Annotated in this window: 21 protein-coding genes; 7 read left to right on the top strand and 14 right to left on the bottom strand. The window is 43.9% G+C overall.

All coding sequences use genetic code 11. The annotated features are described in order from the left end of the window. Positions 1-8 precede the first annotated feature (8 nt). The 6 genes from QFZ81_RS02850 to QFZ81_RS02825 all read right to left on the bottom strand — a co-directional run bounded on the left by QFZ81_RS02850 (position 9) and on the right by QFZ81_RS02825 (position 8,999). On the bottom strand, positions 9-4,424 hold the full coding sequence (locus QFZ81_RS02850; RefSeq protein WP_307601348.1) for a lamin tail domain-containing protein: 4,416 nt from the start codon (positions 4,422-4,424) through the stop codon (positions 9-11). A gap of 53 nt (positions 4,425-4,477) precedes the next feature. Beyond that, positions 4,478-5,287, bottom strand: a complete 810-nt coding sequence (locus QFZ81_RS02845) for an HAD-IIA family hydrolase (RefSeq protein WP_307448393.1) — start codon at positions 5,285-5,287, stop codon at positions 4,478-4,480. 123 nt (positions 5,288-5,410) lie between these two features. Continuing rightward, positions 5,411-6,067, bottom strand: coding sequence for an MBL fold metallo-hydrolase (locus tag QFZ81_RS02840; RefSeq protein WP_307448395.1), 657 nt, complete (start codon positions 6,065-6,067; stop codon positions 5,411-5,413). A gap of 276 nt (positions 6,068-6,343) precedes the next feature. Beyond that, on the bottom strand, positions 6,344-7,099 hold the full coding sequence (locus QFZ81_RS02835) for an MgtC/SapB family protein (protein WP_307448397.1): 756 nt from the start codon (positions 7,097-7,099) through the stop codon (positions 6,344-6,346). Between the two features lie 165 nt (positions 7,100-7,264). Then, positions 7,265-7,822, bottom strand: a complete 558-nt coding sequence (locus QFZ81_RS02830) for a glycerol-3-phosphate responsive antiterminator (RefSeq protein WP_307448400.1) — start codon at positions 7,820-7,822, stop codon at positions 7,265-7,267. A 130-nt stretch (positions 7,823-7,952) separates the two neighbouring features. Beyond that, positions 7,953-8,999 carry a helix-turn-helix transcriptional regulator gene (locus QFZ81_RS02825; protein ID WP_307448402.1) on the bottom strand — a complete coding sequence of 349 codons (1,047 nt, stop codon included), beginning with the start codon at positions 8,997-8,999 and terminating at the stop codon, positions 7,953-7,955. Positions 9,000-9,183: 184 nt separating this feature from the next. Here QFZ81_RS02825 and QFZ81_RS02820 point away from each other — a divergent pair, with 184 nt between their 5' ends. Further along, positions 9,184-9,537 carry an SRPBCC family protein gene (locus tag QFZ81_RS02820; RefSeq protein ID WP_307448406.1) on the top strand — a complete coding sequence of 118 codons (354 nt, stop codon included), beginning with the start codon at positions 9,184-9,186 and terminating at the stop codon, positions 9,535-9,537. A 1-nt stretch (position 9,538) separates the two neighbouring features. After that, positions 9,539-9,970: an EVE domain-containing protein gene (locus tag QFZ81_RS02815; protein ID WP_307448409.1), complete on the top strand. Its 432-nt coding sequence runs from the start codon at positions 9,539-9,541 to the stop codon at positions 9,968-9,970. A 172-nt stretch (positions 9,971-10,142) separates the two neighbouring features. Here the strand turns inward: QFZ81_RS02815 and QFZ81_RS02810 are convergent, their stop codons facing one another. The 3 genes from QFZ81_RS02810 to QFZ81_RS02800 are packed head-to-tail and all read right to left on the bottom strand — an operon-like array spanning position 10,143 to position 11,538. Then, entirely contained in the window at positions 10,143-10,862 is a 720-nt protein-coding gene (locus tag QFZ81_RS02810) for a DUF4386 domain-containing protein (RefSeq protein ID WP_307448412.1), read from the bottom strand. Between the two features lie 12 nt (positions 10,863-10,874). After that, complete coding sequence (locus QFZ81_RS02805; RefSeq protein ID WP_307448415.1) at positions 10,875-11,090, bottom strand: helix-turn-helix transcriptional regulator; 216 nt, start codon at positions 11,088-11,090, stop codon at positions 10,875-10,877. A 1-nt stretch (position 11,091) separates the two neighbouring features. Next, positions 11,092-11,538, bottom strand: a complete 447-nt coding sequence (locus QFZ81_RS02800) for a hypothetical protein (RefSeq protein ID WP_307448418.1) — start codon at positions 11,536-11,538, stop codon at positions 11,092-11,094. 347 nt (positions 11,539-11,885) lie between these two features. Between QFZ81_RS02800 and QFZ81_RS02795 the strand changes: the two genes are divergently transcribed. From QFZ81_RS02795 to QFZ81_RS02785, 3 genes are all read left to right on the top strand, one after another. Further along, positions 11,886-12,569 carry an AlkZ-related protein gene (locus tag QFZ81_RS02795; protein ID WP_307448420.1) on the top strand — a complete coding sequence of 228 codons (684 nt, stop codon included), beginning with the start codon at positions 11,886-11,888 and terminating at the stop codon, positions 12,567-12,569. Between the two features lie 280 nt (positions 12,570-12,849). Beyond that, a complete protein-coding gene (locus tag QFZ81_RS02790) occupies positions 12,850-13,017 on the top strand; it encodes a hypothetical protein (RefSeq protein WP_307448423.1) in 168 nt (55 codons plus the stop codon). Positions 13,018-13,156: 139 nt separating this feature from the next. Next, complete coding sequence (locus QFZ81_RS02785) at positions 13,157-13,561, top strand: CBS domain-containing protein (RefSeq protein WP_307448425.1); 405 nt, start codon at positions 13,157-13,159, stop codon at positions 13,559-13,561. Positions 13,562-13,812: 251 nt separating this feature from the next. On the opposite strand, the gene QFZ81_RS02780 is transcribed toward QFZ81_RS02785, so the two are convergent. Together QFZ81_RS02780 and QFZ81_RS02775 are read right to left on the bottom strand one after the other, a co-directional pair. Continuing rightward, the gene (locus QFZ81_RS02780) at positions 13,813-14,820 is read right to left on the bottom strand and encodes a DUF3231 family protein (RefSeq protein ID WP_307448430.1); all 1,008 of its coding nucleotides are present in this window, start codon (positions 14,818-14,820) and stop codon (positions 13,813-13,815) included. Between the two features lie 440 nt (positions 14,821-15,260). Then, the gene (locus QFZ81_RS02775; RefSeq protein ID WP_307448433.1) at positions 15,261-15,986 is read right to left on the bottom strand and encodes an AAA family ATPase; all 726 of its coding nucleotides are present in this window, start codon (positions 15,984-15,986) and stop codon (positions 15,261-15,263) included. 155 nt (positions 15,987-16,141) lie between these two features. On the opposite strand from QFZ81_RS02775, the gene QFZ81_RS02770 reads away from it, so the two are divergent. Further along, positions 16,142-16,360 (top strand): hypothetical protein, encoded by a 219-nt coding sequence (locus QFZ81_RS02770; RefSeq protein ID WP_307448435.1) that lies wholly within the window; start codon positions 16,142-16,144, stop codon positions 16,358-16,360. A 33-nt stretch (positions 16,361-16,393) separates the two neighbouring features. On the opposite strand, the gene QFZ81_RS02765 is transcribed toward QFZ81_RS02770, so the two are convergent. Together QFZ81_RS02765 and QFZ81_RS02760 are read right to left on the bottom strand one after the other, a co-directional pair. After that, positions 16,394-16,786 (bottom strand): DoxX family protein, encoded by a 393-nt coding sequence (locus QFZ81_RS02765; protein ID WP_307448438.1) that lies wholly within the window; start codon positions 16,784-16,786, stop codon positions 16,394-16,396. A 477-nt stretch (positions 16,787-17,263) separates the two neighbouring features. Further along, positions 17,264-17,470, bottom strand: a complete 207-nt coding sequence (locus tag QFZ81_RS02760) for a hypothetical protein (protein ID WP_307448440.1) — start codon at positions 17,468-17,470, stop codon at positions 17,264-17,266. Positions 17,471-17,626: 156 nt separating this feature from the next. On the opposite strand from QFZ81_RS02760, the gene QFZ81_RS02755 reads away from it, so the two are divergent. Beyond that, positions 17,627-17,788 carry a hypothetical protein gene (locus QFZ81_RS02755; RefSeq protein ID WP_307448443.1) on the top strand — a complete coding sequence of 54 codons (162 nt, stop codon included), beginning with the start codon at positions 17,627-17,629 and terminating at the stop codon, positions 17,786-17,788. Between the two features lie 64 nt (positions 17,789-17,852). On the opposite strand, the gene QFZ81_RS02750 is transcribed toward QFZ81_RS02755, so the two are convergent. Beyond that, entirely contained in the window at positions 17,853-19,355 is a 1,503-nt protein-coding gene (locus QFZ81_RS02750) for an MDR family MFS transporter (protein ID WP_307601346.1), read from the bottom strand. Positions 19,356-19,473: the final 118 nt, after the last annotated feature.

Raw genomic sequence — 19,473 nt, 5'->3', positions numbered from 1 at the left:
CGAATATCCTAATACTTTTTGGTATCCCTATTGTTACCCCCGGCCTCTTCTGGACTAACAATTATTTTCATCTCAATCGTTTTTCCGTCGAATGCGATCGATATCACGTTGGTACCTGGTTTAACGGCCCGGACTAATCCCTTGCTGTTCACCTCGAGAGCCTCAGAACTTCCTTTGACCGCATAAGCAGCCAGTGACGTTACGTCACTCTCGTACCCGTCCGCATAAACAGCTTTAATCGCAAGCTGGAACGACGTGCCTTCCGTCATACGTCCGTTAGAAGGAAAGTCTGCGCGAATCGAATCCGGAGAGGTTACCCGTACGGTGGCCTTCAGCACACTCCCTCCGGCCGTACCAGTAATCGTTCCTGTGCCCGGTTTTATGCCGCGAATGCGGCCTTCCGCTGTGACCTCGACAATTGACGGCTCGCTGCTCGTCCAGATATAGCTACCCGTTACGTCCTCAGCATTGCTTTTACCACGGTCTGCAAGTACGGTCGCCTGCGCTTGAGCTCCGATCTTCAATTCCTGAGGAACACCTGCTAATGTCCGGTTGTCGTATGCACGCAGCTGATCCAGATTCAGCTTAAGCAATCGATCCATCGAATAGGACGACATGAACCGCATATGGTTCGCACCCGATTCGAAATTCATATACAGGTGATCAGCACCGTCCTCATTGCGGATGAACATATTCTCGGCACCGGTTGGAACGTTGATCGAACCGGTTTTATTCACGTTATCCAACAACCAAACCGGAACGGTAACGCCTCCGATGGACGTTTCCGCATTTTTCGTAGACAAGTCAGAGACGTTCGGCATCGCATAGCGTACAATCGAGTTGTATGGCCGCCCATGGTTGTAAGTGAGCAGCACTTCTCCCTTGTTAAACGCCACACCTTGGATTTTATCTCCGATACTTATCACATATTTAGGCACAAATTTGTCCATGCTCTCTTCCCGGAAGCTTGGTGTATCGGATGGAAGTCTGTCGTTTATATCAAGCTCATAGCCAACAATCCACGACAAATGCGACTCCCCGTTGCGGTTTTGCATCTGGTGCGATGGACTTGTCGTATAGGAAGGCGGGTTGCTGTATTCTCCAACCCACAGTATCCCGTCCTCGTACGCTGCGAATGAGGCATTCGTCACAACACCGAACGAATCCGCAAATTGCGCAAAGCCCTGATCCGGCGTATCAATTAGCGTCTGAATCGGCATTCGGTACATTCTCTTGCCGGATGATAGCCATATATTATCCCGGCTTACCGCAACACCACCCGCGTGCCCGGTGTATATGGAACCGTCAGGATTTTTCAGGTTAACATATTTCTCCAAAGTACCTGTCTTTGCATCGACGATTGCCAGAGTGCTCGGGTCCCCCGTGTAGTGATACGCTGCCATCAGTATCCATTCATGCTGGTTATCCGCAAAATATGACATACCCTGAGGAACGTGACCTTGTACAAGACCCGGGATGATCGGACCTTTCTCCCCGACATCCCATGCCGCCCTGTACCGAGATTCAGTAAGTGCATTCGCAGGACTCGGCTCGCGTTCTACCTGAGTCATCAGTGGGTAGGTCGGCATAACCGCAGCCGATACGCGCGCGGATTCGTTGCCGGAGTTATCTATCGCGCTCAACTCGAACGTCACCGCAACTTGACCCGGAAGTGCCGGTATCTTGTACGACGTAACCGATGCCGGCAGTGTCACCTCAAACTGTCCGCCCATGTACAGCCGATACCCAGCCAAGTCGGATTCCGCATTTGGCTGCCAGCTGACAAACACTTCACCTCGGCCTGGCTCCGCTTGAAACCCTGCAGGTGCGGCAGGTGCAGTTTGGTCATGCGTCGACTCGCGAGGAATTTGCGTAGAGTTAACTACCCCAGGCGACCCGGTTTGCTGCACGCCGAGGGTCCGCATGACAGTGCCGCCGAACATCGGATAGGCATAGGCAATCCCTTTTTTCTCGAGAAACTGACCGGCTGAATATGCTGCCGAAACGAGTACAGTACCGTTCGGTTCGACGATATCGATGATACCGCCGCTGTTGGATAATCCGCCTGCGCCGTCGCCATATACGAAAGCCGAATCCACAACATACTTTGCTACTTGGAAGCCGTAATAGGAAAAGTTAAATCCGTCCGGCTTCAAATAGTTAAGCCCATTCGGACGTACCCAGAATTGAATGGTTTTTTTCGGCCCGATGAGGGTCTGCTTTTCGAATGTCCACGACCAGCTTTTCGCAGCGTCATCCGGCTGAGTGAACCGCACTGTTTTACCGTTCAGGTCGAACGGCACCGAACGCGGATTGTACAGTTCGATGAACTCATACGCATCGTAGACATCGCGCGATTCGAGCGGCTCTGTGTTCCATGTGTCGGGAACAACTTCCGTTATCATTACGCCCGGCATAGCATCAGCCGTCGGCGTTGCAACGATCGGAGCCGTCAGAACAGATTCTCTGCCGGCCGTATCGATCGTGCTCACCTGCAAGGTAACGGCCGTCCCGTTTTCCAGTCCCTCAATAATCGCCTCATTCTCCGGTATGAGCAGCTTATTTCGCGCCACGCCATTCACATATACGTTCACATAGGCAACATCCGGCTCGAGCATATCGCTCCAGGTCACCCTCACTCCGCCGACACCAGCCGTGACCTGTATGCCAGTAGGGGCAGCTGGCGGCAGCGTATCCGCCGGATCGGCTACCTTCTGCACCGGATACAGGAAGCCCGGATTTGTCTGCATGGGTATTCTGCCGGTCGAAACAACCCCATTGGCGCGATCCGGAATAAAATTGGCACTGATGCTTTCACCGATATCTTCTACATTGTAGGTCGTGTCAGTTAGCAAAATATGGTCAGGATCGAAAAACTGTACACGCCGTGAAGCCGAATTCGACATGCCGCCGTTTACGACTACGAACATCTGATCCTCCGTAATCGAGCTGCCATAAGCGAGATTGAACTCAGGCAGTCCAACCTGCTGTACGTTGGTGTTTTTGAACCAAATAATGAACGTCCCTTGCGGTGCAATCATTTTGTTCTCCGTGATGGGATAATCATAAACGGTTGCGCCTGCCATGTATTTTAAAGTAAATCCTTTGACGTTAATGGGCGTAGAGGTAGAGTTGTACAGCTCAATAAACTCGAATGCATCTGTCCCGCCGGTTTTGTAGTCGATGTTTTTCGTATTTGGCGCCATCTCCGTAATTACAAAGGAGGGAGCCGCCTGCGGTTTTTGTGCAACCACGGCGGGCTGTGCGGACTTTAACCCTGACTGATTGACGGTATAGACAGCGAAGGTAACGCTTTGTCCATTCGTTAAACTTGTCGCCACATAGGAGGAGCCTGTCACCAAATCCGGCAGCTGCACGCCGTTTTCATAAACACGATATCCAGCAACATCCCCCTCGGTAGAAGCGTCCCAGCTCAGACGAATCGCCTTATCGCGAGGAAGCGCTTGTAAACCAGTCGTAACAGCAGGAATAACCGGAATGCCCGCCTTCCCGCGTACCGGGAGCGAAGCTGGGGATACGCCCCCATCTGCATAGACGGACGATAACGTAAATGAATAATCGGATCCATTCGTCAGCCCGGTATATGTGTATGTCACATCCGTGACCGACGCCGTCGAAAGTCCGTTCCGGGGATAAATCCGGTAGCCGATCACATTCGGATCGCTGCTCGGCGTCCACGACAGCGTCAAGCCGCCGTCTCCCCCGGCTGCAATCACGTCGCCCGGCGCGACTCCCGGCACTTCATCGGAGGCGATACGTCCCGGCGTCGCTGTCTTATTTCCGCCGTTATGTACCATAGCGATGCCGGAGGAAGGTTGCTTAAACGATATGCCTTTGTTTTCGAACGTATCATCAACGGCATTCACGAAATATGTGGCGACAGCAATTTCCGAACCGCGCAGGTCGACTAGGGAAATGCCGATATTTTTCTGTGAAGAGCTTCCGTTGTACAAGCCAGAAACGTTTTGCAGAACATGTATACGGTCATTCGGCAGGTCGGACTCAGCGATACCATAATTGCTTCTGAACTGGTCACGCGTCAATTGTGGTGTGTTTTCACTGATCGTGCTGTTTTGCGTCCAGATCAGCACCGTTTCACGAGGGGGAATACGCACATTACCACCTAGTGTTCCTTCCCATTTAAAGACACCGTCAATTTTTCCTTGAAGCCTGTACCCCGTCAAGTCAATCAGATCATCAGAAGCGTTGTAAAGCTCGACATATTCGTAACCGTCATTCGAATTTACGTTGACCGTATCCGGAACCAGCTCCGTTATAAGTACAGCTGGTACCGATGCCGCCGATGCCGACACAGCCGGGATACCGATCCCAGTAGCGGCCGAAGCGGCGAATAGTGACAGAGCAACCGTACGAGCGACAGTTTGTTTGAACTTACGATTCATAGCTCTCCTCCTCTTTTTCACCCATGATCTCGTCGTCTCATTTCAACCATTTTTCATTCAAATGTACTTGCAGTCTCTTCGATGGTCTTCCCTAACAAGAGGTCATATACGGAATTGAGAATATAATCCGGTTGATAGTCGGCCTTTTGAATATCCTCCTTTTGCGTAATTCCCGTCAAAACCAATGCCGTGTGCAAACCCGCTAGTTTACCCATCAAAATATCGGTTTCAATCCGATCGCCTGTCATAAGACATTGATCTGCATTCAGCTGCAAGCTTTCCAATGCCGCTTTGGCCATATAAACGGACGGTTTACCGGTAATGAGTTCAATTTTCTTGCCTGTTGCACCTTCAATAGCTCCGATCATCCCCCCGCAATCCGGAACATCCCCTCCTTCCATTGGACAAGTTCTATCCGGATTTGTGGCAAGCACCATAGCTCCTTGCTTAATCGCTTGATAGGCAAAATCCAGATGAGAATAATGAAACTCACGATCCCATGAGGTGATGACGACATCCGTTTCTTCAGGCGATGCTGCGAATGTAAACCCCGCTTGCTTGAATTCTTCTTTGATCAACGGTTCCCCGATCACGTATATTTTACAGTCCTTGTATTTTTCTTTTAAAAACCGAATGGTAACAAGCGTTGGACTCAAGATTTGGTCAATCCCGACTTTTATGCCCAAACCATTCAGTTTTACGACATATTTGTCTCTGGATTCAATCGTTTTATTCGTTAAAAATAAGATTTTTTTATGCCTCGATTGTAGGAATTCGATCACCTCAGCTGCGCCATCAATCAAGCGCCCCCCCAGATAAATAGTGCCATCCAAATCAAATATATATCCAGCAAAATCTCTCATCTGTTCCAACTCCCATATGGTTCAATTCGAAAAAAATCCCAAACCCTAAGACAGACTCCACCTTCCGGCTAAAGTCAATCTGATAGGTTTGGGATTCTACTCGTCTCTTTCCCTTACACATCATCATAGATTAATTTTCATGAAATCAAAGCCAATGCTTATTTTATCCTTAATAGCTGATACTTGACTCTCGAGGACGCGAACATAAGGCTCATTATCGGTTAAATGAACGGCAACCACCTGATCAATACGTTCCAATGGATAGTAATCGATTATTTCCTGTAAACTCGAATGATTAACCAGTGGACGTTCGGCTGTTGTCGCTTCGTGAATCAATATGTCAATCTGCTTTTGTTCTTTGATCCAACTATTGGGCTCAGTATCTGCCGAATAAACCAGCACCTTATCCTTATACAGGACTTTCAACCCAACAGTCGGACCTAGATGCAGACTTGGAAAGGTCGTTATCTCTAACTCCTCTTCTTTGATCAACAGTGATTCCGTTCTCCACGCATACGTATGGATCTGAACTTCAAATAACACGGGCCATTGATGAATATCAATCACCTCTAGCCATTTCTTTAGTTGGACCTCATTCTCAGAGGAACAATAAATGATCAGAGGCTTCGTTCGGCCGGCCAGCCACATTCCCCATAGAAGGGATGGCAAGCCATACACATGATCGATATGAAAATGTGTGAAAATGACTTCCTTCACTTGATGGACGCTGATTCCCAATTTAGCAAGCTTGCTCAAGGGACTTCCGCCAACGTCTACCATCGTTCAATCTTCACTGTTTTGGATGAGGAAATAGGTGTTATCTCTTTCCATCCCGCCAACCGCACAGGCTGTTCCTAGTAAGGTAATTTCCATTTTGTGCTCCAACATGAATCCCCCTAAAAAAGATAAAGAACCCGCAACTACACATGAACTCACTTTTCCATTAGAAAGTGAATTACAGTGTAATCAGGGGTTCTCATTAGTCTCTGCCCAAGATACAATATAATTTGATATAGCCACTATACAACAACAATTCTGAAAGCGCAATCATTAAATTTATACAGCCTGAGATTTTTCTGGTTCCATGGTTTTGTGCAAATTCCAATGGTGCGACTCGAGTGAGAGCACATCACCCGTTTTGGAAATATTCTCAATCGCTCGATTCAACTTTTCGATATTGTTCATTTTAACGCTGAATGTCAGTTCTATAATCGACCCTACACCATATGCGTTTTGCCCGGAGTTATCCGGTTTCAATTTCACATTGATCACCTGAATGCCTTGTTCGACGAATAAAGTTGATATTTTATCCAGTGTCCCCATCCGATCATGGATCCGAATCACTACATCCTGATTCTTTCTGAAGCGAAATACGTGTTTCTCCCATTTGTTTAAGACGAATAAGCTAACTAATACCATAAACGTTGCCAAAATAGCGCAGTAAAAAAAACCTGCACCTACACATAGGCCAATCGCTGCAACAACCCAAATGGATGCCGCTGTCGTTAGCCCTGAAACCGTTGAACCGTTTCGCATGATGGCTCCAGCCCCCAAAAATCCAATGCCGGTGATCACCTGTGCTGCCAAACGTGCCGGATCTATTCTCACATTGGTTTCATCTACAAATTGGTTAAATCCATAAATAGATAAAAGCATGATGGCTGCGGAGCCGATACACACCAAAATGTGCGTTCGCAGACCGGCCGCATGGTTGCTCCATTCCCTTTCGAAACCAATAACTCCCCCCATAGTGGCAGCAGCAAATATACGAAGTGTTAACTCCCAATAACTAATATGCCAAATGCTATCCATCTCTAAGCCTCCTGCAATCCTAATAACTTACTGTCCGATAAATGCCGATAAAAAAACCTCCTTGAAAAAGGGCATACGGGCATACTCCCGCTGCACCCTTTTCCAAAGAGGTTTCTCCTAGTCTCCTACCACTTTGAATCCGTTGTTATCCTGCTATCAACTACGCTATTGCCATAACTCAGACTTCCCTGTAGACACTGCCAACGCCCCAGCGTGTAAGGCCTCATCTATTTCTCGCTGATTGTCAACCAGTCCTCCGGCAATAATCGGGTAGGGAGTCATCGTAGTTAGCCCCTCGATAATGTGGGGCATAATGCCAGGCATGACCTCAATTGCATCCGGCTGGCTTTGCTCCGCCGCTTTGATCCCTCTTAGCACGGCGCTGTGATCAATAAGGAAAATACGTTGAATGGCCATCAAATTCATGTCTTTCGCTATCCGAATGAGGTTACCTTTTGTTGAAATGATTCCCGTTGGCTTTACATTTTTCGCTAAATAAGATATTCCGGTCCGATCAGCCACTATTCCCTCAATAAATTCTACATGAAGAAAAACTTGCTTACCTGCGCCTTTTACCTGATCCACCAAATCCTTAACATTGAAGATGGAGCCCACTAGCAGAAAAATAATATTGGCCTGACTCTTCAAAGCAAGCTCTAGTTCTTCTTCTTTTTGTACTGTGGCAATGGTCTGGTGCTCTACAAGATCGATTATCGGATACATGCAAATTCCCCTTTCAAATAGATAAATAAAAACCCTGACCCAAATGAACATACCCCTCCAGTCGAAGGATATGATCACGGGAAAGGGTTTCTCTTTATATTCGAACCTAACCGTATTTAATTGATATGATTTAGTTTGAATTATAAAATCGGTATCGACTTTTGTCAATTGGTAATTCAAACGAGTGGACTGTCGGATAGGGTTCCGGTTCCCGATAAGCATCGACGAGAAACGCTGCGTGAACTTTGATGCTCTCGCGCAACGATTGTGGCTGTAACACGCGTGCGTACCGCCCCCAACTGAGTACCCATTGCAAAATATCTTGTTCATTTCGACAATGCAGCGTCGCTAGGACATCGTCCTCTCGTTCTTCCAAATTTATTAAATAGAAAGAGGGATTTTCTCGAACCCAAGGAAGTGCCTCTTTCGCGAACGATACGGTCACTTCTTGTTGAAAGTTTTGTTCCGGCTCATACTCATGCATCCGAAATTCGGAGGGACGCTCAAAGGTGTCTGACAACAGAGTAACGGACTCCATACGCTCCAAACGAAATTGACGCAGTTCTTTGCGCATGGTGCAATGACCCACGAAGTACCAAATTCCTCTGAGATGAACGAGTCCGTAGGGATGAACGTTTCGTGAGGATGAGGGTTCTTCGGATGCATAAGGGGAAGATCGACGGCTTCTATACGTAAAGGAGAGCACACGTTGTTCCAAAACGGCTCTGCGTACAAGCCCTAATATTTCTTGGGCGGATTCTGTTACGTTCGGGGCATGAAAAGCTTCATCCAAGTTCAGGAGATGAATACTGTCACGAAGCTGTTGAACCTGTTTCCGCTGCTGTTCGGGCATGATTGCCTCTATTTTCTCTTGTGCTGCATGCGCTACTTCACAATATGTGCTATCAAACGTATTAGCTACATAGTCGCTCCCGAGTAACAGCATGGACGCCTCTAGAGCCGTAAATTGAATCGGCGGTAGAAAGAACCCTTCCATGAGCTCATACCCAATACCTGGTGTTGAGCGGAGTGGTATGCCTGATATCGAGAGGGCCTCCATATCACGGTACACCGTACGGACGCTCATTTCGAAGCGCATTGCCAAATCTTCGGCACGCACTACCCCTTTTCTCTGTAGTTCCAGAAGAATTGCAAGCATACGATCAGAACGTTTCATGAAAAAAGCCTCCGTCTTGCTCCTGACAATACGTTGTCAAGAGCAGGTTGTTATAATGAACATATTCTCACTTCAAGTAGGAGAATCCTACATCAAAAAAAGAGATATTTCTCATGACAATCAAAATGGGTACCGTTGGCCGAGAATTTGCAGCTGACTAACCATAAAAAGAGGAGCAATCAAAATGTGGAAATTTGAACACAGCGTTATAACCGATGCGAAGGCGGAAACCATTTGGGGTCTTTACAGCAACATTGACACTTGGAAAGAATGGGATGAATTTGTTCATGTTAAACTAAGGAACAAAAGGAACTTTACAGCCGAAAGGGCGGGATGCGCTGGCATCAGTATTAGTTTCTCCCATGATATGGACCCTGTAGAAAACGGTACGAGGGTAAATCACACGATGATTATTACCGGTCCAAATGCTGAAACTTTAGGGCCACAAATCGGAGGAGAAATTTCACAACGTATCCCTCATACGGTTGAATCACTTTGCGGTTGGCCAGAAAAATTGAACTCGAGGCTGTGTGATTGATATGGAAAATAATAATCTGCGTTATTGGATCGGAGTCGTCTCTAAATCGCACGTCATGAGAGGAGTAGAAGGCGGCTTTGCTCAATTATGTCACGGAAAAGCTGCCCCCTTAAAGCGAATGAAACAGGGAGATTGGCTAATCTATTACTCCCCAAAAACGGATTTAAACGGCGGTGAACCTTTACAAGCATTTACAGCAATTGGACAAGTGAGAGATGACGAAGTGTACGAATATCCTATGAGTGAATCCTTCATTCCATATCGACGCAACATCGATTATTATGAGTGTACGGAGGCTCCCGCCCATTCCCTCATGGACAGAATGAGTTTCACCAAAGGAAACCGAAATTGGGGATATCGCTTTCGCATGGGACACTTTGAAATTGATTTAATGGATTTCACAATTATTTCAGAGGCTATGAGACAGCAATGAGTTTTCTACAATTGAATTCATAAATGAACTTTTCGATCAATTTGCTCTATTGGCAAACAGAAAAGGCCCCTCACGGAGCCTCTGTGTTACCATTAATTATATATGGTTCGAAAATAAAAAAACTCCCATCGTGGGAGGTTAGTTTTGTGAATATCGATTTAGCAATGGATAGCTATTGCTTCTGTTGAACCTTTACACCTTTAATCAGAAGCCAGAAAGCTAATGATAGCTCTCCAATCACACCAGGTACGGCTACAATCAGTAGGAATATCGTTTTGTAGTCGGTATAGTTGGGTAGAAGAAAATGTGCAATACTATCTATGACATATCCCGCAGATGCAATGATCAAGAAGAGCCCAATTATTCTTGGTAGGTAGCCTCCTGACTTGACTATTACATAACCAACGACCAACAAATGACATCCAAAAAATACTAATCCAATCAGCCATCCATTGTTAAATGCATTGATCAGTAACATCACCTGAGCTTGTAGCTGATCTGTTGTGAATACCGTCAAGTATTCAGCACCACTTAGAAGCGGTAAAACATTCAAAAAATTAGACAAGGCGATTCCAAAAATGGCCGTGTATACCAACCTAAAGCACGCTGCGAGCATGGCAAGATTCTTATTAACGGGTTTGAGTAGAACATACAGTACCCAAGCTACCAGCACATCAAGAATAAGTACAATGACGAAGCTAATAAATCCACTCCGAAATAACATTTCATTGGCTATGATGTTATTAGCAGTTGTTGCTGCATCATCCGGGATAATAAGACGCTCAATAACAGAAAAATTAGAAAACATAGCAAGTATGGCCATAAGTAAAAGCCCTAACCCTGCGACTCTAGAATAAAAAAGCGGTGAAGCTTCGGTGTTACGATTTGTCATTTCTAACCCCTCCTAATTTTCCTCAAAAGAGAACACTTCTTCCAACTTTAAGCCGAAGACGTGAGCAATACGAAAAGCCAATTCCAGAGATGGGGAGTAATTACCTTTCTCGATTGCAACGATAGTCTGTCGTGTCACCCCCGCTTTATCTGCTAATTGTTGTTGGGTCATTTCATCATGGTTAAAACGTAAGGTCCGAATGTTGTTGCTAATTTGCCCTTTGCCCATCTTAAACTCCTCTCCGATAGAGATACAGCTGAGTGATGATTCCAACCACCTCTGACAATAAACCTGAACTAATAAGTATGATGAACATGACATAGGGTGGTTGATCCATGACCAGCGGTATCATGGATAGAAGAAACCCAATGATAAATACATAATGAGAATTTCTCGTGGATTTCAATTCAATTAATTTGTCCAGCTCATCCGTAATTAATGGTTCTTTCTCCTTTGTTGCTATGGTATTGATCATACTGAATGCGATATGAATGATGACTTTTGCTAAAATCGACACTGGGATTAAGATTAAGATGAAGGCTCCCCAGAAGCTGTATTCATTCGAAGTATGAAAGCTCCCTTCTTGGTACTTTTGAAACACGTACATACTATAGATAGAAAAAATGAGTAAGGTGGTAAATAATGATACGATGTTTCTCTTTTCTTGAAAGGACATATTTACCTCTCCTTTTCTGTTAATATTTTTAAATAAGTAAAGTATTATATACACATTATATTATTTACCATACATTATGTCAAGTTTTGTTTACATCGCTGATCAAAAAGAGAGCAGCGGCTCCAGCCCATGCTCCAATACATACAAATAAAGGACTCAATCAAGAGGCCTTTAAGGGTTAAATTTATGATTGCATCAGGTGATGGCTGATTAAAAAGTATTATGATAGTATTACAGACATGATTTGGTATGATAAAATCAGAAAACTGAATGTTTTAAGAGGATGTTTTATCGTGTTTGATTAGCCTTTATTTTCAAATTAAATCGACTGGTTGAGGTGAACTGCTATGAAAGAACAAAAAATACATACGTATGAAGAGGCCGTTCAACTTATTCATGAAGTCGGTATTCTACCTTTAGCTCCCTTAATCCCAGATCACCCGTCACTCTATCAGGTCACTCACGGTGAGCCGTGGTTAACTGGCACAGATTTAGATCCTTGGGTGTGGCGAGCGCGGTTTCCGAGCGACGGTACGGCTGCCTATGGCAAATTCCTTAAAAAAAAATCAGTTTTTATTTCACGCGAACTGTTTCCATGGGTCAAAGCCATATTAGGAAGCCCTCAACCCATTGAAGATCGTTATAAGAACGGCCTTGTTTCCAACGCTTCCTTAGAGCTCTTCCGGCAAATCAAAGAAGAAGAAGGAATTGAAACAAGGTCGTTAAGAGTTAAAACGGGCATGAATGCCAAAGAAATGAAAAAAACCTTTGGTCAAGGTTTATTGGATTTACAAGGCACGTTGGATATCGTCATTTCCGGTGTCAAAGAAAGCAGAATTTTACTAGATGAGAAAAGCGCATGGCAAAGCACTTCATTCGAAACAGCGAATCATTGGATGGAGAACGTTGGATTGCACGAATTCGACATTGATTTGAAGATTGCCAAACAAGAATTGCACGCTCGATTAAAAAGCAGTTGTCGTCCCGATTCGATGACATTTTTCACTAAACTGTTTCAGTTCGAAGCCTGACCTTACTTCAAGTTGTTTAATTTTAAATAACATTCCGATATAACGCACCTCAAATACTTAACCGCTTAACTCCAAGCTCCTTGAGCTTATTACAGTTAGTAAGTCCCAGGCATTCCGTAGTAATAAATAGTTATAAAATGGAAGCTAGGAAATGATTTTAATTAAAATATCCCTCTCGAACAGCTGCATTCATTATTCGACTATCTTCTACACCCTCATTCGTGAAGAACATAACGAAACCTATAAATTGAAACAATTATCATGATTAAAGGAGCTTCTAATGCTGACCAATATGGAGGAAAGAAAAATCACTAATGGAGATATTGACCTGATGATTGCCCAGATTGAGGAAGGCTGGAGAGAGTTGAGTATGATCGGTAGGTCTTGTCGGGATATTAGGGATGATCTGGTTAGGCTAACGCAAGTTTTGGATGAAATCTTTTATTAAGCTACCGGCATGCGATCCCGTATGATACCTCCTGGTGTCTCTCGCTTTAATGGAAACATCTTTCAATGCCTTTATAAGACATTTATGTTTTAATGAAAGTATCATTAATTGAAATTTCAGAGAAAAGGAGTTTATGACTATGAAAATAGCCTCTTTTCTATTACCCAAAGACAAAGTTGCCTTTATCACATCATCAGCTTCCATGCAGGAAGCGTTAGAACAATTAGAAAATCACTATTACACAGCACTTCCCCTTGTTGATAGTGACGGGAAATATGCAGGTACATTGTCGGAAGGTGACCTGTTATGGACGTTAAAGAATACACCTGGGATTCATTTTGATAATATCCATCAAGTGCCCGTGAGCGAAATCGAGAAGCATATTCATAATGAGTCCGTTTCAATTAATGCACACATGGAGGATATGCTGGCTCTGGCAGCTGATCAAAATTTTGTTCCGGTTGTAGATGACGAAAATATTTTCATAGGAATTATTCGCCGGAAAGATATTATTGAATATTATATGAGAAACATAACCGATTAATGAACCTAATGCCCATGCTTTAAGTTCCATTAGTATTGATTTGCGTTTCCCTTTCCTCTTTTTTCTACTACATCGACATCTCTATCCAGACACTATGCCTCCTTAAATTGCCGAATTCACAATTAATCCCACCATTTAATCTATGGGTATCGCCCTTATTTCACCATATTTGGTCATAAAAAAATTAAAAAGCTGCCCAATTAAATTGCGGCAGCCTAAATGTGTTATTAAAAAACGCACAACATATTCCATTACGATTTAGTTAGTTGTCTTCTATCTTCTACTTGTGGTGGTTCCTCCATCCAACCATGTTTGATCATTATTTCTCCACCGTCTTTGACAAAGGGTAAAATTTTCTGAGCAAGTCGTGCCATCGTCACCAGCAAATCACTTCGCAAACTAAAAGCTCCACCAAGTGCATGGCTCCCAATACCAAATGATCCTAACAAGTTAGTGATATACATCATTAACTTATCCGAAAATGGAGAAACAGTGGAATTCGTCGCTTTACCTGCATGAGTAGCTGGCGGTTCTATGTAATCCTCGCGTAAAAATTCACCTAGTGTTGTCTCAACGTCCTTGGACAATTTCATTCCTTCAATAAAATATTCTTTTACTTTCTTATCATTAGCGACTTGGGCGAATCCAATCATTAATTGCATACCTGTAAGGTTGGTCTCAATGGCATGATGTATAAGGGAAATTTCAATGGCATTTAATGCTCTTGTTTCCCTTAACAAATTAAACCCTGATAAATAATTTTTATCCTGAACAAAGGTAACTTCTTTGGGCATTGTCATAAAAGGCGGGCGGACAAGAACCCCCTTATCTAAAAGAAATTGTGTACATTGGTCAAACATGTCTTGTGCGTTTGCTGTTAATTGCTTAAATAGTTGTCTTATATCTTTACGGTAGGACATCGTTGAGTACAACGCAAAAAGACTAGCTTCAATCTTACTTATCATATGTAAAAACATGGGTTCATACAGATAATCAAATAACTTAGGAACTCCTTTATTAACGTCGTTCGCCGTAAAGCCAAGTGGAATAACGGCTCCTTCTTGTTGGAAAATATTTTTAATGGATTCTACAATTTGTACCGATGAATCGTAAGTCGACTTTAAGATTTGCTGAATTTCTTCATTTTCTACATGCTCAAGGAAATACTCTAAAAACCTTAATAACATTGTTTTTTCATGATATGTCATCCACAGGTTTCCTATTTCCGATGATGTCAATGGTACATGGTTTGAATTCATTGGCTATACTCCCTTGTTTTAATGATTATTTTTATCCATTAACTCAATTTAAATTCCCAAATATTTAATATGCCCGTTATTGGAGTGAAGGTACGCTACGCGGCAGAGCTTTTCTCCGTGCAATAAATTATCTTATTTACAGGAAATAATACTACTCGTTAAGACTACTTTATAGACCAAAGCTACTCCTTTTGAATTTACATAGTCCGTATTTACGGGTTCTAGAACTGAGCTACAAGGCATCGATATATTAGCTTTTCCGGTTTCAGGACTAATCAGGGCACTACCCACTATGAATAAAGCCACAATAATTTGTTTCACTTTGTCCCTCCACATTTTGTTATGGTTATTATTCCTTCCCACTTCGTTGTTTAGTATTAAACGAGAAATAAAAAAAAGAAGCCGCTTCATAGCAGCTCCTGTTAAACTAAAGTTTTTCGTTAATTGTCATCATCGGAATCGGAAAATAGCTCCTGCAGGAACGTCTTTCTGTTTTCAAGAAACCGTCTTGTGATGATGTAATGCAGCGTGTCTTCATATCTAATTTCCTCTATGGGATGAACATCAAAGTTAATAATCTGTGCATCTGGAAATCCGAGAAGTATCGGAGAATGCGTTGCAATGATGAACTGAGCTTCTTTCTCTAAATCCTTGATGACCCGCATCAATGCCAATTGCCTTGCAGGGGATAACGCAGCCTCAGGTTCGTCGAGAAGGTAAATCGCCTTTTTCCCAAAACGATGTTTAAAAAGAGAAAGAAACGCTTCACCATGCGATTGCTCATGTAAAGAACGACCACCATAATACTGCAGGCTTTCGGGCAAGGTATCCAAATGGGAGGCAAAGTGATAAAAAGTCTCTGCTCTTAGGAAAAAGCCATTCGTGATTTTAGGCATCCAGGAAAGACGAATATGATCCCCCAGAATGGAATGCGAAGCATCCACATCATAGTAATTGTTCTTCCCTCCGCCAGCCGTATTAAACCCGCTTTGATAAGCAATTGCTTCAAGGAGCGTTGATTTACCCGAACCATTCTCCCCAACAAGAAAGGTGACATTCGTCCGAAAAGAAAGTGACTTTAAAGATTTTACAGCTGGTATAGAAAATGGATAGGTTTTCGGATCCGTATGATCATTCCTTAGAATCTCAAGGCTTCGCAAGTACATTAATGTCAACTCCAAACAAAACTTTCATGAACCTAGTATTTGTTGTTATTTTAACATAACCGCTGTTATTCCATTATAAGCTATTACATATACTCAAGTATTATTTTGTATAAAGCTGGTCGCAATTGACCTATCCGAAGGTGAGGTCGACGCTAATGACTAAAATGCTGGAATCTGATGCAGATCTATTTGCCGCAGCATTATCACAAACTCCGGTTTCTGTGTGGCAGACGGATGCTGACGGTGTTTACTGCGAAGTAGATCGCGGAATCATCGAAAAGTTTACGAATAAATCCGTAAGATTGAGCACGAGAACGGATGATATCGCATATTACTTCCGTGATGATGGGACCATATTCCGTGCTGAAACGTAAAAAGGGCGAGATCCGGATAAACCAGCCTCTTATCTATTTTTGCAAAGAAAAGATTTTGCGGACTTGCTCATTCCTCAACCAAAGGCCTCCCCAAACTAACACTGCAAGATAAACGGGAAACAGGATCGTAGAAAAAAGCGGGGCATCTAGACGAACCTGTGTCGCAATCACGCCGCCAAAATAACCGGTCAACACCACTGCACCTAAGATCGTTGTACGAGGTAATGCATATAGAATAGTAGAAAGAAGTCCGAGTATGCCTATCAACAAAATATGATGTTCCTGGTAGCCAAGTGATACGGTAGAATCAACAACAAACGCAGGTTTAAATAATTTCATGATACTGTCAAGCAGCATAAACAAAATGGCTATTCCGCTCAACACTCTTGCCGTCCATAATCGGCCTTTAGAAATTGTTCTTGTCATCGTCCATCTCTCCTTTAACTGACTCCTATTGATTACAAAACTAGAAACACAAATGATGCATACTTTTATTGGTCTTGTAAACTCAAAACTATGTAAAGTTTAACGCCGCTGACAGTCTACAACTTCATTATACCGTCTAGTACTTTATTTTTCAGTCTAAGTTTATTTCCATCTAAAAATCGGACGATATTCTTAGTTTAGATGTTCAGGTGTCGGATCTGCTTCACAACTTCCTTGGGGCTTTCAGGATAATATCTGAATTTTCTGTCAAATTTCTCTCGGAGTTCTTACCAAAAGCCTGTCCGGATAAACCGAACAGGCTTTCTTCACTACTCTTTCAATTTGGCAATAACGGCGTAAGTGACTGTTCTGGAAACCGCAGTCGGGTTCCAGGCGGTGAAGAACCATCTGTCTTCAGTGGAAGAGTAGTTATCGAGCAAATAACCTTGCTGATTGCCGGAAAAAATCCAAGAGCCGCTAGTTGTAGGCGTTTCCGTTGACTGCCGTACTCCGGAAACTGAAGGGAGCGACGGTGACCGGCGCGAATTGAAACCGGGCGAAGCCGTTACCCAGTTGCGTTACCCGAATAGCTTTCTTGATGTTCAAAGCGCCGGTACGCTTGGTGAATTTTTTTCCCAGCTTGATTTCGGCTTTGCGAATGAGTTGGAGTGTGCTTTTCTTCAAATCTATCATCACCTTTCTAGTTGATACGATAGTAGATGCATTGATTGAGAGATTTGGATTGGACTCATCCCTTCGGGAAAATGCATCATTTTTGTATAAAAATTTCATACGGTGGAAAACTATTCCTTGTTGTTATTTTAATAAAGGAGGTGTCACATGCCCAATCAAGATAATCAAGCAACTAAGGCAGAAGTACAGTCTACGGAATTAAACAAAATGCCTGTCCCAGGTAAAGATGATACGGAATTTTCCGCAGAGGAAGCGGCAGAGGCATTTAAAGAAAATCAATCCTCCAGCAGCAGATCACAAGATCAATGATCATCCTATGTAATGCGAAAAAAGCCCGGTTCCACTTGGACCGGGCTTTTCGTTTTCTATAAAATTAATGACTAACAATCATTGGAATTTCTGCACCGTCCGTGGACTCGCCTTCTGCTCTCTTGGGCTTTTGCAGCATAAGGCCAAGCAAACCGCCGACAACCGCGATACCCAGCAGAATTAAGAAAGTGTACCCAAAGGAAGAAGCATACAAGTCTAAATCCGGCTTCTGCTTACCTGATTCAACCATTAAATTTTTCATCCTCGTTGTAAAGATCGTCATCAAAATGGCGATAGCGAAGGACATCATAACTTGCTGTGCGGCGTTCGTGAGCGACGTTACACGTCCAACCAAATTCTGTGGAGCGGATTGGATCAAATGATTATTGAGAGGCATCATAAACAGTCCCATTCCCGCGCCCAGCAGTGCAAGCGGCAGGATCACTGTACCTACACCTGAATCGCCAGAAATATTGGACAGTAACAAGGCTGAAACCGTTGTAAGTGCCATCCCCGCCAAGACGAGCGGACGCGCTCCGAAACGATCTGACAGTTTACCGCCAATTGGCATAAATAAACCGGATGCCAGAGCTTGCGGAAGCATGATGAGCCCTGTTTTCAATGGACTATAGCCATGGGCCTGTTGTAAATATAGGGGGACAAGGAACATGGTTCCGAACATCGCAATCTGTGAAATCCATTGTACGATGATTCCTTTTGTAAAATTACCTGAGCGGAAAACGCGAAGCTCGAGCAGCGGATTCTCACGTCTTAATTCCACAATAACGAATAAAATAAGCGCCACAATACCGATTCCTGAGCCGATCAGTGTATCAGCATCCATCCATGTGGATTTCCCGGTGATCGGGTCAATACCACCATTAGAAACGCCGTACACTAGCGCGGCAAAGGCAATTGGCCCTAACAGCATGCCAAGTAAATCCAAGGATGCAACCGACTGCCGCTGTATATTCGGTAATGTACGGATTCCAAGGATAATACCGATTACACCGATAGGTAGGTTAATCAGGAATATCCACTGCCAGCTGTGATATTCAACTAACCAGCCTGCAACGACGGGTCCAAGCGCCGGACCCAGCAAGATCGGAATTCCCATCATGCCCATGACTGCCCCTACTTTTCCCGGCGGCGACAGACGATAGATGAACGCCATAGCAATCGGTACAACAACACCGCCACCCAAGCCTTGGATGATACGGAAAGTAATCAGCATTTCAACCGAATTAGCCAGCGCACATAGACCAGAACCAATAGTGAATAGACCTACCGAGATCAAGAATATTTTCTTGGCGCCAAATCTGTCGGATAACCAGCCCGCTAAAGGAATGACCGCTGCTTGTGCCAACGCATATCCGATCACGGTCCATTGTACTAAGGACAAGTTCAATAGATTAAATTCTTCCTGCAGCTTGGGAAGAGCAACGTTTACCGCCGTTCCGTCCAAAATCACCATGAAAATCCCAACCACAATTGCCACCAACGGCCCTAATATGCTTCGCATTGAAAACGGGGCTTCTGCTGCTGCAATGTTTTTATCTGAAGACATGTATTCCCTCCATCCGATTCAGCATCCTCTGCTGACTCTCTCTTGTCTAATCCCAAATTTAACGGACAATTGTCCGTTTCAAAATGATGCTAACGAAATATTGTTTATTTGTCAATTG

This window comes from Paenibacillus sp. V4I9 (assembly GCF_030817295.1).
Lineage (GTDB): Bacteria > Bacillota > Bacilli > Paenibacillales > NBRC-103111 > Paenibacillus_E.
Note: the sequence above shows the minus strand (reverse complement) of the source record. Positions and strands in the feature narration are given on the sequence as shown.